The sequence below is a fragment of the Kiritimatiellaceae bacterium genome (assembly GCA_013141415.1).
Classification (GTDB): domain Bacteria; phylum Verrucomicrobiota; class Kiritimatiellia; order Kiritimatiellales; family Tichowtungiaceae; genus Tichowtungia.
Genome location: JABFQY010000002.1, coordinates 265,403 through 281,175, shown reverse-complemented (window position 1 = coordinate 281,175; position 15,773 = coordinate 265,403). Strand labels below are relative to the sequence as shown.

16 protein-coding genes, 1 tRNA gene, 2 pseudogenes and 1 riboswitch are annotated in these 15,773 nt (G+C 56.3%); of the genes and pseudogenes, 9 read left to right on the top strand and 10 right to left on the bottom strand.

Annotated elements, in window-relative coordinates; all coding sequences use genetic code 11:
- Positions 1–48 precede the first annotated feature (48 nt).
- The 3 genes from HOO88_04190 (at position 49) to HOO88_04180 (ending at position 3,256) form a co-directional block, all read left to right on the top strand.
- Positions 49–1,092, top strand: a complete 1,044-nt coding sequence (locus tag HOO88_04190; protein NOU35949.1) for a Fic family protein — start codon at positions 49–51, stop codon at positions 1,090–1,092.
- 118 nt (positions 1,093–1,210) lie between these two features.
- On the top strand, positions 1,211–2,281 hold the full coding sequence (locus HOO88_04185; GenBank protein ID NOU35948.1) for a hypothetical protein: 1,071 nt from the start codon (positions 1,211–1,213) through the stop codon (positions 2,279–2,281).
- Between the two features lie 84 nt (positions 2,282–2,365).
- The gene (locus HOO88_04180) at positions 2,366–3,256 is read left to right on the top strand and encodes an SDR family oxidoreductase (protein NOU35947.1); all 891 of its coding nucleotides are present in this window, start codon (positions 2,366–2,368) and stop codon (positions 3,254–3,256) included.
- A gap of 41 nt (positions 3,257–3,297) precedes the next feature.
- On the opposite strand, the gene HOO88_04175 is transcribed toward HOO88_04180, so the two are convergent.
- Positions 3,298–3,369, bottom strand: a tRNA-Glu gene (locus tag HOO88_04175).
- A 101-nt stretch (positions 3,370–3,470) separates the two neighbouring features.
- Positions 3,471–3,576, top strand: a riboswitch (TPP riboswitch).
- 27 nt (positions 3,577–3,603) lie between these two features.
- Between HOO88_04175 and thiS the strand changes: the two genes are divergently transcribed.
- Genes thiS through thiH form a run of 3 tightly spaced genes read left to right on the top strand, consistent with a single transcriptional unit; the run spans position 3,604 to position 5,776 of the window.
- Complete coding sequence (thiS, locus tag HOO88_04170; GenBank protein NOU35946.1) at positions 3,604–3,804, top strand: sulfur carrier protein ThiS; 201 nt, start codon at positions 3,604–3,606, stop codon at positions 3,802–3,804.
- Positions 3,804–4,568 carry a thiazole synthase gene (locus HOO88_04165; protein NOU35945.1) on the top strand — a complete coding sequence of 255 codons (765 nt, stop codon included), beginning with the start codon at positions 3,804–3,806 and terminating at the stop codon, positions 4,566–4,568. Before thiS ends, HOO88_04165 begins: the two co-directional genes overlap by 1 nt.
- Entirely contained in the window at positions 4,565–5,776 is a 1,212-nt protein-coding gene (thiH, locus tag HOO88_04160; protein NOU35944.1) for a 2-iminoacetate synthase ThiH, read from the top strand. The genes HOO88_04165 and thiH overlap by 4 nt, the downstream gene beginning before the upstream one ends.
- Here the strand turns inward: thiH and HOO88_04155 are convergent.
- The 3 genes and pseudogenes from HOO88_04155 to HOO88_04145 form a co-directional block, all read right to left on the bottom strand.
- The gene (locus tag HOO88_04155) at positions 5,704–6,774 is read right to left on the bottom strand and encodes a hypothetical protein (protein ID NOU35943.1); all 1,071 of its coding nucleotides are present in this window, start codon (positions 6,772–6,774) and stop codon (positions 5,704–5,706) included. The genes thiH and HOO88_04155 overlap by 73 nt on opposite strands.
- Before the next feature lie 209 nt (positions 6,775–6,983).
- Positions 6,984–7,100, bottom strand: a pseudogene (locus HOO88_04150) (DUF486 family DMT transporter).
- Positions 7,101–7,204: 104 nt separating this feature from the next.
- Positions 7,205–7,546 carry a DMT family protein gene (locus tag HOO88_04145; protein NOU35942.1) on the bottom strand — a complete coding sequence of 114 codons (342 nt, stop codon included), beginning with the start codon at positions 7,544–7,546 and terminating at the stop codon, positions 7,205–7,207.
- Positions 7,547–7,711: 165 nt separating this feature from the next.
- On the opposite strand from HOO88_04145, the gene uidA reads away from it, so the two are divergent.
- The 3 genes from uidA to HOO88_04130 all read left to right on the top strand — a co-directional run bounded on the left by uidA (position 7,712) and on the right by HOO88_04130 (position 10,817).
- Entirely contained in the window at positions 7,712–9,493 is a 1,782-nt protein-coding gene (gene uidA / locus HOO88_04140) for a beta-glucuronidase (protein ID NOU35941.1), read from the top strand.
- An 86-nt stretch (positions 9,494–9,579) separates the two neighbouring features.
- Positions 9,580–10,305 (top strand): sulfatase-like hydrolase/transferase, encoded by a 726-nt coding sequence (locus HOO88_04135; GenBank protein ID NOU35940.1) that lies wholly within the window; start codon positions 9,580–9,582, stop codon positions 10,303–10,305.
- On the top strand, positions 10,299–10,817 hold the full coding sequence (locus tag HOO88_04130) for a hypothetical protein (GenBank protein NOU35939.1): 519 nt from the start codon (positions 10,299–10,301) through the stop codon (positions 10,815–10,817). Before HOO88_04135 ends, HOO88_04130 begins: the two co-directional genes overlap by 7 nt.
- A gap of 1 nt (position 10,818) precedes the next feature.
- Here HOO88_04130 and trpC read toward each other — a convergent pair whose 3' ends face one another.
- The 6 genes and pseudogenes from trpC to HOO88_04100 all read right to left on the bottom strand — a co-directional run bounded on the left by trpC (position 10,819) and on the right by HOO88_04100 (position 15,671).
- Positions 10,819–11,637: an indole-3-glycerol phosphate synthase TrpC gene (trpC, locus tag HOO88_04125; protein NOU35938.1), complete on the bottom strand. Its 819-nt coding sequence runs from the start codon at positions 11,635–11,637 to the stop codon at positions 10,819–10,821.
- Entirely contained in the window at positions 11,634–12,755 is a 1,122-nt protein-coding gene (gene prfB / locus HOO88_04120) for a peptide chain release factor 2 (protein NOU35937.1), read from the bottom strand. The genes trpC and prfB overlap by 4 nt, the downstream gene beginning before the upstream one ends.
- Complete coding sequence (gene lnt / locus HOO88_04115; protein ID NOU35936.1) at positions 12,748–14,295, bottom strand: apolipoprotein N-acyltransferase; 1,548 nt, start codon at positions 14,293–14,295, stop codon at positions 12,748–12,750. The genes prfB and lnt overlap by 8 nt, the downstream gene beginning before the upstream one ends.
- 17 nt (positions 14,296–14,312) lie before the next feature.
- Complete coding sequence (locus HOO88_04110; protein ID NOU35935.1) at positions 14,313–14,966, bottom strand: hypothetical protein; 654 nt, start codon at positions 14,964–14,966, stop codon at positions 14,313–14,315.
- Positions 14,963–15,418 (bottom strand): transcriptional repressor NrdR, encoded by a 456-nt coding sequence (nrdR, locus tag HOO88_04105; GenBank protein ID NOU35934.1) that lies wholly within the window; start codon positions 15,416–15,418, stop codon positions 14,963–14,965. The genes HOO88_04110 and nrdR overlap by 4 nt, the downstream gene beginning before the upstream one ends.
- 133 nt (positions 15,419–15,551) lie before the next feature.
- A pseudogene (locus HOO88_04100) lies at positions 15,552–15,671 on the bottom strand (histone).
- Between the last annotated feature and the right edge of the window lie 102 nt (positions 15,672–15,773).

The following is a 15,773-nucleotide window of genomic DNA, read 5'->3' as shown; positions in this document are numbered from 1 at the left end:
CATAAATTTGTTGAAAATATTGGGTTACGGATATATACGGATGTCTATATGGATACTCCAGAGTTCAAGTTGACACAGATTGAGCTGAAATTAATTTCTGAAATTGATGAATTCAAGGGCAGGTGGCAGGCGATGACCTCTCTCGCTCCGGAACAGCTGATCGCTCTGCGTAAAGTGGCCACAATGGAGTCTATCGCTTCATCCACCCGCATCGAGGGCGTGAAACTTTCAGACCGGGAGGTGGAAGAGCTTCTTTCGGGCCTGCGGATCAAAAGTCTTCAATCGCGGGATGAAGAAGAGGTCGCAGGCTATGCCGAGTGCATGGATCTGATTTTCCAATCCTATACCGATATCCCTTTTGATGAGAACCACATCAAACAGCTCCATCAGGTCCTTCTGAAATACTCATCGAAAGACAGCCGGCACCGCGGTGAATATAAGAAATTAAATAACCATGTTGAAGCCTTCGACCAGACGGGCAAAAGCGCAGGCGTTGTTTTTGAGACGGCATCGCCTTTTGACACGCCGCTCAAAATGGCTGATTTGATGGACTGGTTTTCCCGTGAATGGAGAGACCGGCCATCCCATCCGCTGCTGGTCATTGCCGTTTTCACGGTTCACTTCCTGGCCGTTCATCCGTTTCAGGACGGCAACGGGCGGCTTTCCCGTATTCTGACCACACTGCTACTCATGAAGGCCGGTTACGGATATGTTCCCTACAGCTCCCTTGAACGGATTATTGAAGAAAACAAAGAGCAATATTACCTAACCCTGCGCCGGACGCAAAAAACGATCTACAGCGACAACAGCACCATCATGGAATGGACCTTGTTCTTTCTTCGCTCTCTGCGGAAACAAATCTCCGGGCTGGAGAAAAAAATCGAGCGAGAGAGCCGCCTGACACAACTCACGCCTCTGTCTCAAGCCCTTCTGGCGGCCGCGCGTGAACGCGGAACACTGACGGTTCGGCAGGCGGTGCAGATGACCGGGGGAAACCGCAACACCATCAAACAGAACGTTCGTCAACTGACTCAGCAAGGGCTTCTGCGCCGGGAGGGAACCGGTAAGGGTTCCTGGTACCGTCCTGCATAGCCACCCATCCGCCGGGGAATTTTTGTAATCCTTGCGATCCCTTGCGGCAAAACCTCCGCTCCCTTCGTCCAAGGTTTGCCTTTATCTTTAAGGCGGCGAGTGGTAAAACGTCGCCACTATGAAAAAGACACTTGCTCTCCTCCTCGCGCTGGTGACCGGTTCTGTCTTTGCGGCGATGCCGGTTGAAAAATCCATTACTCACGTCAGCACTCCGTTTCAGCTGGGCGTTGATGAATATCACTATCTCTATCCCAAGGAATACGGCGTTCACGGCCTGCGCCTGAACTGCTACTTCGTCGAAAACCGCTACATGCACGGAATCGATCTCGGCTTCTGGAACGTTTCGGAGGATGCCAGCGGGTTGCAATTGGCCATCTACCGCAACGAAACACACGATTTCGGCGGCGTTCAGCTTGCGCTGTGGAACGCCGAAACCAAACAGGTCGGCGGCGTTCAGGTCGCAACCATTTCTACCGACGCAGAAGATCTTTACGGCATTCAGCTGACCGGATTGCTCGGCAAGGCGCGCGAAGTGAACGGTATTCAAATCGGCGGGCTGACCGCCGAGTCGGATTCGGAAACCGATAAGTGCTGGGCCAAAGGCATTCAGGCCAGCCTTTTCAAAACCGGCGCGGAAAATCTCGCCGGCATTCAGATCGGCGGCGTTTTCACAGAAGCTGGCTGGTACGCCGACGGCATCCAGCTGGGCCTTCTCTTCACGGAGTCGCGCTATACCCGCGGCATTCAGATTGGCGGACTGACCGCCCGCGCAAAGGAAACCACCGGTGTCCAGCTCGGCGGACTGATGGCTAAGTCAGACATTAAAGCCGACGGCATTCTGCAGGGCGCCATTATTCTCGCTGAAGCAGGCGATCTCAAAGGCTGTCTGCAGTTTGCGCTCGGCGCGGCGAATGTGACCGGCGAATCGGACGGCGTGCAGCTCGCCGGGCTCAGCACTATGGCCGGGTCGCTGGACGGGCTGGAAGTTGCGGGCATCTGGAATTATGTTTTCGAAGATGTTCAAGGCGCTCAAGTCGCTCTGCTTTATAACCACGCCCGTTATGTGCGCGGTCTGCAACTCGGCCTGATCAATCACTGCGAGCGGCTGGACGGCGTGCAGATCGGCTTGATCAACACCGTGAAAGAGTGCCGGTTCAGCACCTGCCCGCTGCTGCGCGTTGATTTTTAGTCAACTTAAGGCTTTTTTTGCGGCCAAACTCTGGCATTGTCCCGCGCTTTCGCGCACATAAACCGTTTTCTGAAAGGACACGTTATGATTAAAAAAGGCGGAACCTACGTTGTGATGGGCCTGCTCAACACCGACTCCATCGCCTACGCCACCGGCAAGATGATCGAAGAGCTGGGCGGCAAAGTGATTTACACGGTGCAGAACGAACGGCTGAAAAAAATCTTCTTCGACCGCGGCTGTACCGATATCTCGCAGGAAGAAAAGGACGCAATGGACATCCGCTACTGCGAAGTCACCATTGAAAGCGAAGTAAAAAACCTTTTCGCCGCCATCGGTAGCGTAGATGGTGTCGTTCATTCCATCGGCTTCGCCAACCCGAAGACCTGTCTCGGCGATCATATTTATACCGATCAGTTTGAAGACATCAAACAAGGCTTCCATATCAGTTGCGCCTCGCTGGCGACCGTTTCGCAGTTCGCACAGGAGCACATGCCCAAAGGCGGCTCTATCGTCACGCTCTCGTTCGCCTCGCAGGTTGCGTTTCCGTTCTACAACTGGATGGGTGTCAACAAAGCGGCGCTCGAGGCACTGGTACGCGCTCTGGCCCGCGAATACGGCCGCGAACATGTTCGAGTTAACGCCGTCTCCGCCGGACCGCTCGCCACCAAAGCGGCCAAATCCATTCCGCACTTCGCGCATCTGGCGCGCACTTGGAAAAAGGTCAGCCCGCTTCCGTGGGATGTGGTGAACGATAAAAAAGAAGTCGCCCATGCCGTTGTTTTCCTGCTCGGCGAAGGCTCCAAAAAGATCACTGGCCAAACGCTCTACGTGGACGGCGGGGCCTCGGCCGTCGGCGGCGAACTGCTTCCGCATGAAAAGCCGATTAAATCCATGCCGGCCAAACGCAAAGCCGCCGCTAAAGAGCGGCTTGAGAGAATGAGACTCCTGCAAAAACAGCATCAGCAGGGACTGTAAAACGAAAAGCCGCTCAACCGAGCGGCTTTTTGATTGAAGAGTGACCCCAACGGGAATCGAACCCGTGTTCCCAGGATGAAAACCTGGTGTCCTAACCGCTGAACGATAGGGCCACAAAAAGTGAGGGCGTAAGATAGCAGACCGGAGCGTCCGGGCAACATAAAATAAACGGTTTTTTGGTCTATGCTTTTCGTCCACCCGCTGGCATCCTCCTCCGCAGTTCCCGGGGTGCCGGACGCCGCAAGGCGGACGCGCTGAGATAATACCCGCTGAACCTGATCCGGCTAATACCGGCGAAAGGGAGTGACTCAGCAAAACTCCCATCGTACGACGAACGGGAGTTTTTTATGTTTCTGACGGTGAACAGCGAAAAATATGAACACGGCGGCGACGGAACCGTCCCCGCCCTGCTCGCGGAACTTGGCGCAACGCCGGAACACACCGCCGCAACCGTAAACGGCGAGCTGGTTTTTTCCAAGGATTGGAAAAGTTTCAAACTCAACGACGGTGATACCGTCGAAGTTCTTACGTTCGTCGGAGGTGGATGATGCTTAAACTCGGAAATGTGGAATTCAAATCGCGGCTGATTCTCGGTACCGGAAAATTTTCCGACACCGCAACCATGATCAAGGCGATTGAAGCGTCTGGCACGGAACTGGTGACGGTTGCGTTGCGCCGCTTCAACCGAGAGAAGCCCAGCGACGATCTTTGTGCGCCGCTGGCAAAACTGAAAAACATTACGCTGATGCCGAACACCTCCGGCGCGATGAATGCCAAAGAAGCCGTCCGCGCCGCGCAACTCGGTCGCGAACTGAGCGGCAGTCCGTTCGTGAAAGTTGAAATCCATCCGAATCCGCACCATCTGATGCCCGACGCGATTGAAACCTATCTTGCCGCCAAAGAACTGGCCGCCGACGGTTTTATCGTTTTGCCCTACATTCCCGCCGACCCGGTGCTCGCCAAAAAACTCGAAGACGTCGGCTGCGCCGCCGTCATGCCGCTCGGCGCGGCCATTGGTAGCGGCGGCGGACTTTCCACCGCCGACATGATCCGGCTGATTATCCGCGACAGCAACATTCCTGTCATCGTCGATGCCGGACTGCGCGCGCCGTCCGAAGCGGCCCGCGCCATGGAAATGGGTTGCAACGCCGTGCTGGTAAATTCCGCCATCGCCGCCGCCAAAGACCCGGTCGCGATGGCTAGAGCCTTCGCGCTCGGCGTCGAAACCGGCTATGCCGCGCGACTGGCCGGCCTCATGCCGAAAAGCGATGTGGCTGTGGCCACCAGTCCCTTAACTTCCTTTTTAAAATGATTCCGTCTCTTCCAGAGTGGCTCGATCCTGCGCCGTGGCTTGAACAAACGTTCTCCGCCACCGATGTCGAGCGCGCCCTCGGCGCGGAATTGCCGGACGAATCGACGCTCGCGGCACTGCTTTCGCCAGCGGCGGCCGATTTTCTGGAGCCGATGGCGGCGCGCGCTCAGGCGCTGACGCGCCGCCACTTTGGCCGGACGATTCAGCTCTACGTTCCGCTCTATCTTTCCAGTCACTGTTCCGGCGGCTGCGCCTACTGCGGCTTCGCCGCCGACCGCCACACCGACCGGCACGCGCTGGATTTTGCGGCCGTCGAAAACGAACTGGATGCGATTCACGCGATGGGCTTCGAAGAAGTTCTGCTGTTAACCGGCGAACGCTCGTCGCAGGCCGACCTCGATTATCTGCGCGAATGCGTCCGGCTGTCGGCGCGGAAATTTCATAACGTCGCCATCGAAGTTTTTCCGATGGCCGAAACGGAATATCATTCGCTGGCGGAAGCCGGTTGCACCGGCGTGACGCTTTATCAGGAAACCTATCATCCGGAAACCTACGACCGGATGCACCGCTGGGGGCCGAAGAAAGATTTCGTCCAGCGATTGGACGCTCCGGCGCGCGCGCTTTCCGGCGGACTGCGCTTCGCCGGACTCGGCGCGCTGCTCGGCCTCGCTGATCCGCGCTTCGACATGCTCGCGCTCTACCGCCACGTCCGCCATTTACAGAAAACGCACTGGCAGGCCGGGCTGACCGTTTCGTTCCCGCGCATCCGCCAAGAGGCTGGCGGATTTGTTGCGCCGCATCCGGTCGACGAAAAAATGCTCGCGCAAATTGTCTTCGCCTTCCGCATTTGTTTGCCGGATGTGCCGCTGGTGCTTTCCACTCGCGAAGGCGCGGCGTTCCGCGACGGCATGGCCGGAATCGGTGTTAACAAAATGAGCATCGCCAGCAAAACAACGGTTGGCGGTTATAGCGCTGGAGGGTCGCTGGCCTCCGCGACCGCGGACGGCGAGGCCGCCGTCCCTCCAATAAAAGGTGAAAGTCAGTTCGACGTCAGCGACGACCGCGGCCTCGACGAATTCTGCGCCATGCTCCGCGCAAAAAAATTAGAACCCGTCTTCAAAAACTGGGACGACGTTTACCGCTCCTCGGCCTCTTTTTCCAACTGCTCCAATGACGCCAGATATCTGCCTGATAGCGCAGCCCGTTGATCCGGAGGAAGCTTTGCGACCAGCTTTCTAACCCTATCCGCCCAGCGCTTCGTCTGAGCGACGTCCCCTTGTCTGCTGTAGTGCCTGCACAATCCGTAGGCGGAGCTGCGACTTCCGCCTTCGGCAGCCCTCTTATGCGCTTCGATCTGCTCATCGGTTAGCACCTGATCAGGCGACGCTTTTTTTGGAGCAGATGATGTCTGCTTTTGGGGGTGCGCCTGCTGGTTTGAGTCTGTGAGTATTGTGTTCGAACCCTCGTAGTGATCCCACTCTTCCTCTCCTGGAACACGGCCGATTTTATGCTCCCTTTTTATCAAGTCGCCGTTTTCATCCAGCGTGCTGACGCATACATACAGGCCTTTAAGCTGGTCTTTGTTGTAAATATGCCGAAACCCCTTCACTTCTTTGCTGCCAATGTCGCGTCTGACAAAACTATTCTCGTACGTTTCGACTTGCTCGTCACGTAACGCTATTTCCGTCGTTCTATTGGTCTGAGCGCATTCTGGACGAAGCTCCGCAATCTGCACCCGGGCGCGCTCCTTCTTTTTCGTTTTGTCTCCTCCATCGTCAGCTTCATAGAACAGCTGGTATTCTACGGTTATGTCGCTCAATACGATCTCGGATAGATTTTTGAGCGTTATGGTGTAGGCAATAACGTCTTGCGTACCTGTTCTGTGAAAATATTTGGTCGTTCGCTTTTTCCCGTCCGTCCGCGAATCTCCAGAATCTATCTTATCAATATCTTCACTGCGCTTCTCTTGGCGGATATCCACTAACAACGCCGAATCATTTTTAAATGTTTTCGCGGCCAGCCAACCGTTTATCTTCTGCTGTTCTGCGACGCTGAAAGAGCTGAACGGACGGTTGGTTTGCCCTGCGCCTTGATTTACCCACACGGTTCCTTTGTCGGGAAAGTATGAGATGATTTCAAATTTTTCAGCCGCCTGCGCCATGCTTGCGATCAAAAGTACTGCGAACCACAGCCGGATTGTTTTCATGTTTGATCTCCAGAAGTTGCGGAAAACGTGACGGCACGTTAGCCAGAGAAAGAAAAAAAGTCAAAGCAACGGCTTAAATTCCTTATGAACAAACCGGATCAGCGTGTACTGCCGGAACTCAGCTGCCGTGCAGCGTGGATCCGGCAATTTCCGCCGCGCGGTCTGTTCGTAAGCCGGATCTACGAGCTCCGCTCTAAGTTCCGGCTTTACTAAGATCGGAACATGAAATAGACCGCGCCGAGAATGCAGAGTCCGGCCCAGAGGTAGTCGAGTTTGAGCGGCTGGTGCATGTAGAAGATCGCAAACGGCACAAACACAGACAGCGTGTACTGCCGGAACTCAGCTGCCGCGCAGCGTGGATCCGGCAATTTCCGCCGCGCGGTCTGTTCGTAAGCCGGATCTACGAGCTCCGCTCTAAGTTCCGGCTTTACTAAGATCGGAACATAAAATAGACCGCGCCGAGGATGCAGAGTCCGGCCCAGAGGTAGTCGAGTTTGAGCGGCTGGTGCATGTAGAAGATCGCAAACGGAACAAACACCGACAGCGTGATGACTTCCTGCATGATTTTCAGTTGCGGCAGCGAAAGCTGCGTATAGCCGATCCGGTTGGCGGGGATCATGATGAGGTATTCGAACAGCGCAATGCCCCAGCTGACCAGCGCGGCGATGAACCATTTCCGTCCCGCCATGTTGCGCAGGTGGGCATACCACGCAAAGGTCATGAAAACGTTCGACAACGCCAGCAACAGCGCGGATTGCATGGCAGGCGAGATGGCGGCAAACAGTTTCATGGTGCCTTTCGTAAGCTTGACCGCCGGAAAGTAATCTCAGGCGGGTCGGCTTGGAAAGCAAAAACTCCTTGGGCCCGGAATCGCGAGGGAGGCGCGTTGACGACTTGCATGGAATGTCTTAGCTTCTTTGGAAAATACAGGGAGCCTATGAACGAACATCCTCTCTACCCTCAGGAAAATGAATATCGGGACATCCGGGATTTGAACGGCCTTTGGCGCTTTCAAGTCGATTGGGACGGCACCGGGGAAGACTCGGGCTGGCACGCCGGAAAATTTCCGTCCTCTGCCGCCGAAGTTCCGGTTCCCGCCAGCTATAACGATCTGTTTGCTGATACAAACATCCGGGATCATGTCGGGTACGTCTGGTATCAGCGGGAGCTGATTATTCCATCCGGATGGAAAGACCGGAAAATCCTGTTGCGCTTTGATGCAGTCGCCCACCATGCCGATATCTGGCTGGACGGCAAGTTGCTCGGGCGCAACAAAGGCGGCTTTCTTCCATTCACGGTTGACCTCGGCGACGTAGCTCCGGGAGGCCGCCACCTCCTGACCGTTCGGGCGGATAACCGGCTCGACTGGACTTGTCTGCCCGGCGGCGAGCTGACCTCGCGCCCCGCCGGAGGCTGCGCAGGCAGTTCTATTCCGGTGCAGGAAACTCACTTCGACTTTTTCAACTATTCCGGTATCCACCGCCCCGTCCGCCTGATCGCTTTGCCCGCCGTCCACATCACGGATGTTTCAATCCGCACGGCGCCGGGAACCGGAAAGGCGTGGAATGTCTCGTACGACGTTTCAACATCTTCCGCGGCAGAGGTTGAAATCCTTCTGATGAATCCGGAGGGAGATGTTTTGCACCGGGCCGCCGCCCGCTCCGGAACGATACCGGTAGAAAATCCTGTTTTGTGGGAGCCCGGCAGGGGCGTTCTGTACACTCTGGAAGTTCGTCTGCGCGACTCCGGCGGTAAGGTGTTTGATTCGTATCGTGAAGAATTCGGCTTCCGCTCCATCAAGGTCACTGCCACCACGTTTGAAATCAATGGCCGCCCTTTTTATTTCCGGGGTTTCGGAAAGCATGAAGACGCCGACATTCGCGGACGTTGTCTGGATCTTGCGACGATGGTTCACGACTTCGCCCTGCTTAAGTGGATCGGCGCAAATTCAATCCGGACCAGCCACTATCCGTACAGCGAAGAATTTATGCGCATGGCGGATCGTCAAGGCCTCGTTGTGATCGACGAGGTTCCCGCTGTCGGATTCAACATGTGGAATGATGTTCCGGTATTCTGCGATGAGCGGGCCAACTCAAAAACGCTGGAGCATCATTTAGACGTTACCCGCGGGCTGATCCGGCGGGACAAAAACCATCCGTGTGTCGTCATGTGGAGTCTCGGCAACGAACCGGCCAGCCAGAACGAAGCGGCGGAACCTTATTTCCAATCCGTCATCGGTGAGGCCCGGCGCCTGGATGCTTCCCGGCCGATCACCGTGGTCGAAGACCGCTGGCCCGACCAAACCCGCATCGGCCATCTGGTGGATGTGATTTGCGTCAACCGCTATTTCGGCTGGTATCACCACACCGGCGAAATGGATCGCATCGAAGAATTACTGGAAGCCGACCTCAGGGCGTGGCACACCCGCTTTGCCAAGCCGGTTATGGTCGCCGAATACGGTGCCGATACGATTCACGGCTTTCACAGCGTGATGAGTCAGTTTTTTACCGAAGAGTTTCAGGCCTCCTTTTTGGAACAATACCACCGGGTTTACGACCGGCTTCCTTTTATGGTCGGAGAGCATGTCTGGAATTTCGCCGACTTCGCGACTAAGCAAGGCACCAAGCGGGTATGGGGCAACCGCAAAGGAATTTTCACCCGCCAGCGGCATCCGAAGAGCGCGGCCCAAATTCTTAAACAGCGCTGGATCCGCCCATGAAAAAACCCAACATCGTTTAGCTGCACGCCCATGATGCCGGACGATACTGTCAGCCTTACGGCGTTCCGGTCAAAACGCCCAACCTGATGCGCTTCGCCAAAGAAGCCGTGCTTTTCCGGAAAGCCTTTTCTGTTTCGCCCACTTGCGGCCCGAGCCGCGCGGCGATGCTCACAGGTCAGTATCCTCATCAATGCGGCGTTTTCGGTCTGCCCGGCGATGACGGATGGAAAGTGGATGACTACTCGAAACATCTGGTGCACACCCTGAACGACGCCGGATACACAACGGCTCTCGCCGGATGTCAGCATGAGTGTGACAAGAAGGATCTTTCGCCGCTGGGTTATCAGAAAATTCTCTGCTCCGACTCCCGCCAGATGAAAGGCTGGTTCTATCCGGAAACCATCGACCTCGCCGTTGAATTTCTGGCCGGACAGGCAGGCGGTTCTGAACAGCCCTTCTTTCTATCCGTCGGCATTGATGAGCCTCACCGCAATAATATCGGACGGACGGAACTCGGAATCGGCGCGGAAGCCGCGCGCTTCAGCAAAACCCGTTATTATGATCCGGACAAACTCGACTGGCGTTATACTGCCCCGCCGCCCTTCCTGCCGGATCTCCCCGAAATCAGACAGGACATGGCCAGTTACCGCGAAGGCGTCCGGATTATGGACGAATATATGGGCCGCGTTCTGGATGCACTGCGTCACTACGGACTCATGGAAAATACAGTCATCGTCGTCACCACCGATCACGGTATTGAATTCCCCGGAGCGAAAAAACTCTGTCTGACCAGGGAACCGGCGTCATGCTGATGCTGCGCTGTCCGGGCGACATGCCGAAGGGAACCGTCATCGAACCCATCGCTTCCCATCTGGACATTTATCCCACGCTCATGGAGCTGACCGGCATTGCACCAAAGCCGTGGCTCGAAGGGAAAAGTCTCGTTCCGCTGATGCGCGGAAAAGTTGCCCAGATCCATGCTGCGGTGTTTACCGAACAAACCTATCACGGCCGCCTGGAAGCGCTTCGTTCGATCCGGACCGAACGCTATAAACTCGTTCTGCGCCACGCGCCGACCGGCCCGATCTTTCGGCAGGACGGCCCCAGCCGTAAAGTCATGGAAGCCGCCGGATATTACGATCGTCCGCTCGGAACGATGGAACTTTTCGACCTTTATCTCGATCCAATGGAAGCCTGCAATCGTGTCAACGATCCGGCTTATCAAACGGTGCTCGAAGAACTGCACGGGAAAATCACGGCGTGGATGAAAGAAACCGCCGACCCGTTTCCCGGCGGACGCTTCCCGCCGATCCCGAACGCGTAACTCAGCCGATCTGCATGAGCGTCTTCACCGCAACAGCAACGTCCGGCTGACGCAACAGACTTTCGCCGACCAGAATGGCGGCGATTCCGGCGTCGCGTAGAATTTTCACGTCGTCCGCTGTGCGAATTCCGCTTTCGCTGATCAGCGTACAATTCTTCGGCGCCAGCTTGCGGAGCTGGAGCGTGGTTTCGAGTTTGGTTTCGAACGTTTTTAAATTCCGGTTGTTGATGCCGATGCATTCCGCACCGGCGGCGACCGCGCGTTTCATTTCTTCTTCGGTGTGCACTTCGACCAACGCCGTCATACCGGACGCTTCCGTCAGCCGGATATATTTTTTCAGTTCGGCATCGTCGAGCGCGGCGACAATCAGCAGCACCGCCGATGCGCCAAGCGCGTCCGCATGGAAAATCTGGCGCAGATCAACGACGAACTCCTTGTAGAGCATCGGCAGTTTTGTCGCGGCGCGCACGGCGCGCCATTGTTCTTCGCCGCCGCCGAAATAGTTGGCGTCCATCAGGCATGAAATGGCCTGTGCGCCGGACGTTTCATACGCCTGAGCAATCGAGGCGGGATCAAACGGCTCGCGGATTAATCCGACCGACGGCGATTTGCGTTTTACTTCGGCGATCAAACCAATGGGCACGGCTTTCAGCGCGGCGATAAAACCCGGAGTCGCTTCTCTCGCCGGTTTTCCGTCGCAGGCGTCGCACGAAGTTCCGACATGCGGAAGATTTTCGATGACCGTTTCCAGCGTTTGGAAATAGCCGGGCGTTTCAATCTCGCGGCGTTTGTTGGCAATGATTTCGTCTAGAATATTCATGCGTCAGCTTTCCCTTTTTGCTGAAGCTTCAAATAGGCTTCGATGAACTCGCCGATGTTGCCGTCGAGCACGCTTTGGGTGTTGCCGCTCTGCGTGTCGGTGCGGTGGTCTTTGACCATCGTGTAGGGCTGCAGGACATAGGAACGGATCTGATGGCCCCAGGCGATTTCGCCCTTTGCGCCGTAAAACTGTTCGGCGGCCTGTTTCTTTTTATCCAGCTCGTACTCGTACACTTTGGCACGCAACATCTTCATGGCTTTGTCGCGGTTCTTGTGCTGAGAGCGTTCGGCCTGACATTGCGTGATAATGCCGCTCGGAATATGCACAATGCGCACCGCGGAGTCGGTGGTGTTAACGTGCTGTCCGCCCTTGCCGCTTGAGCGGTAGGTGTCGATGCGCAAATCTTTTTCTTCAATCTCAACTTCGACGTCATCGTCAATTTCGGCGGTGACGTCGAGCGCGACAAACGAGGTGTGTCGGCGCGCGGCGGAATCGAACGGGCTGATACGCACCAGCCGGTGAACGCCTCGCTCGCCTTTGAGATAACCGTAGGCGTAGTCGCCGGAAATCTGCAAAGCGACACTCTTGATGCCAGCCTCTTCGCCCGGCTGCATATCGAGAAGCTCCACGGTAAAGCCGTTGCGTTCGGCATAGCGGCGGTACATCCGGTAAAGCATATCGGCCCAGTCGCACGACTCGGTTCCGCCCGCACCGGCGTGCAGACTCAGATACGCATTCTTCGAATCCATCGGGCCGCCGAGCAGCGACTGCATTTCCAGAGCGCGGAAACTGCTCTCGCAGTCCGAAAGCATCTGCTCGATTTCTTTTCCCGCCGCCAACTGTCCGGCTTCGTCTTCTATTTCGGCCAGCTCCAGCAGCACTTCCGCATCGCCCAGCAAAGCCTCAATGCTTTGGAACGGGCCGAGCACCGCCTTGGCCGCTTTGGTTGCGGCGATATTGGCGAGGCTGCGGTTTTGATCGCTCCAGAAGCCGGGCACCGCGGCCTCCGCTTCGAGCCGTTCGAGCTCATCACGTTTTTCTTTAATGCCGAGATAGCCGCGCATTTCTTCCATGCGTGTGCGGACTGCGGCCATTTTATTTTTCAGTTCTTCAAGCATCTGAGGTTTTCCGGCGTTTGATAAAGGAAACGATAAATAGCGCAACGCTACTGGCCAGGCAAGCCTGAGCAAACAGGTCGCCGAAACGGACGTAAAAAGTCTCTTCGCACGCCGGATCGGCCGGAACGGTTTCAACCACCTGAAAGCCTTCGGTGCGCGGCGCGAGAGTTTGCGTAATGCGTCCGAGCGGATCGACGGCGCAGGTGATGCCGGTGTTGGCACAGCGCAGCATCGGCAGGCGGGTTTCGATACAGCGGAACACGGCGTTGGCCAGATGCTGTTCCGAGCCGCAATCGGGGTCGAACCACGAATCGTTGGTTTGATTGACCAGCAGGTCGGCGCCAGCGCGTGCGGCTTTGCGGGCCAGATAGGGTAAAGAGTCTTCGAAGCAAATCAGTACGGAAAATGCGCGGTCACCGCCGGGAAGTTTGAACTGCGTCGCCGTGCGGCCCGGCATAAAGCTGGAGCCGATCGGCGTCAGCGCGTTGATCAGCGGAATTTTCCCTTCGAACGGAATGTATTCGCCGAACAGCACCAGATGCTGTTTGTAATAGGTGCCAAGCAATTCGCCACTCGTATTGAACAGCATGCTGGCATTGTAATAGTCCGGTTGTGTGTCGGCGTGCTGGACCGCATCCATACTTCCGGCCAGCAGCGGTGTGCCGGCGGCGGCCAGCCGCCTAACCAGCTCTGCACCGCGCTGGCTGAAGCGGACCATGTCAGGTAGCGCGGTTTCGGGCCAGATAATCAGATCGAGATTCGGCACATGTTGTACAAGTGCGGTGAGCCGTTCGAGTTTTTCATAAATCACGTCCGGATCGGTCGTTTCCCAGTTTCCAACTTCCGGAACATTCGGCTGGATGAGCGCCGCGCGCACCGGTATGCCGCCGGAATTTTGCCTGCTCAGCAGGGTGTGAATTCCCACCGACCAAACCATCGCAACCGCCAGCAGCGCGCAGATCATCTCCGTATGCATCCGGTATTTTTTCCGCAGTCCCGCCGCGTATTGCAGAATCGTGACGGCAAAAGCCGCGCTGACAAAAACCATCAGCGCGGAAATCGCATAGACGCCGCCCCACTCCGCAATTTGAATGACTGCCAGCTCCTTGTATTGGCTGACGCCGAGCAGATTCCACGGAAAGCCGGTGGCGAAAGTCGCCCGCACATATTCCGACGCCGCCCAGACCGCCGCCGCGCTGGACATCCAGCCGATATTTTTCAGCGCGTTCGCGCAGCGCCAGCCGTCGCGGCGCAACGAAACGAATACGGCGAACGGGGTGAAATAGAGAGCGCAGTAAAACGCCAGCCCGACCGTGCCGAGCAAGGACACGTGCCGGAGCCAAAAAAGTGAACTCAGAAAAAAAACCGTTCCGGCCAGCCAGCCGAGAAACGCGGCGCGGCGCGGCGCGCTTCCCGCGCAGGCGAAAATCAGCGGTATCAGCGCCAGCCAGCCGCAGAAAGAAAATCCAAACGGCGGAAAACTCAGGAAGAGAAGACCTCCGGTACAAATGGACGCTATGATGGAAAATAATTTTTTCACAGAGAGGCCCCGGTTATTCACAAATCGAGCAGCAGAACCGACGGCGCGGCGCACCAGCTGTTTTTGCGCGCGCGCAGCGCCAGTACGTCGCCAATATGGCGGAGAAGCTGCTGCGAAGGCTGTCTGCCGCGCACGAAACGTGTCAGCCGGGAAAGGCCGTTGATGCCGAGCGTGCCGCGCCCTTCTGTTTTTTTCCAGACATTGGAAACCTGCTCCGTCAACACGCGGACGGTCTGAAACAGAATCAGTTCGTGCCGATCCGCTTCGGTCAGCCGGATTTTATCAAGATCAAGCACCCACACTGTTCCGGCGGACGCCAAACTCTGAGGGCGAAGCGCGCGCGAAGAAAACAGCGGATAAAGTTCCGGAAATGGATAACCGGCGGAGAGCACCTCAAGCCAGGATTCGGTGTGCGCGCGGTGTGCGCGGTCGTGATGCAAAATCCGCCCGGCGGCCTCGGTGTCGCCGGTGACGCAAAAAGAGCGTGCCATCAGCAGCGAAAGCGAATGCTTCGGCATGTGTGCGTGATGCTGACAGAAAACCGCGAGACTCTCGGTAATATCCGGCGCGGCGGCGCGGTCACTGATTTCCAGAGTTTGGAAAAGTTTCTGCACATAGCCGGACCACAGCTGACGTTCGGCCAGTCGCCGGCTCTGGTGCGTATCGATCATTCGCGCCCAATCAACCTTTCGGCCTCATTCATGAACTGGTTGACGTCTTTGAAGCGCCGGTAAACCGAAGCGAACCGCACATAGGCGACTTCATCGAGTTTTTCGAGCAGAGCCATCATTTTGGTGCCAAGCGCAGTCGAAGGAACTTCGCGTTCGTATTCGGCTTCGACCTGCGTAATGACGCTGTTGGTCATTTGCTCAATCTGCTGGATGCTGATCGGCCGTTTCTGGCAGGCGATGGCAATACTTTGCATCAGTTTCTCACGGGAAAGCTCTTCGCGGCGACCGTCGCGCTTGATGACCTGCAAAGCGGCGCGCAGAACTTCTTCGTAGGTGGTGAAACGGTGCCCGCAGTTCAGGCAGAGCCGGCGGCGGCGGATGGCAACGCCTTCCCGGACTTCGCGACTGTCGATAACCTTGTTTTCGCGGTGTTCGCACTTCGGACATTTCATACGCGCGACTGGCTCCTGTTAAATTGGCGTGAGGATAGACCCTGATTTTTTTAAAGGAAACGAAAAACTGCGCTGATAAAAAAGCAGCCCCGGAAACCGGGGCTGCATCAGAAGTAATCAGCAGAAGCTGTTATTTCTTTTTCGCGACTTTTTTCACCGCTTTTTTAGCGACTTTTTTCACCGCTTTTTTAGCGACCTTTTTCACGGCCTTTTTCGCTACTTTCTTCTTCGCCACTTTTTTCTTAGCTGCCATTTCCGTCTCCTTATGACTTGGGTTAACCCTGCGCAGTCTGACTTGAGCTTCTCTCTCGAATCTACTTTTGATCGTCCGCTTCAGTCAGCCTGCCCCTGTACG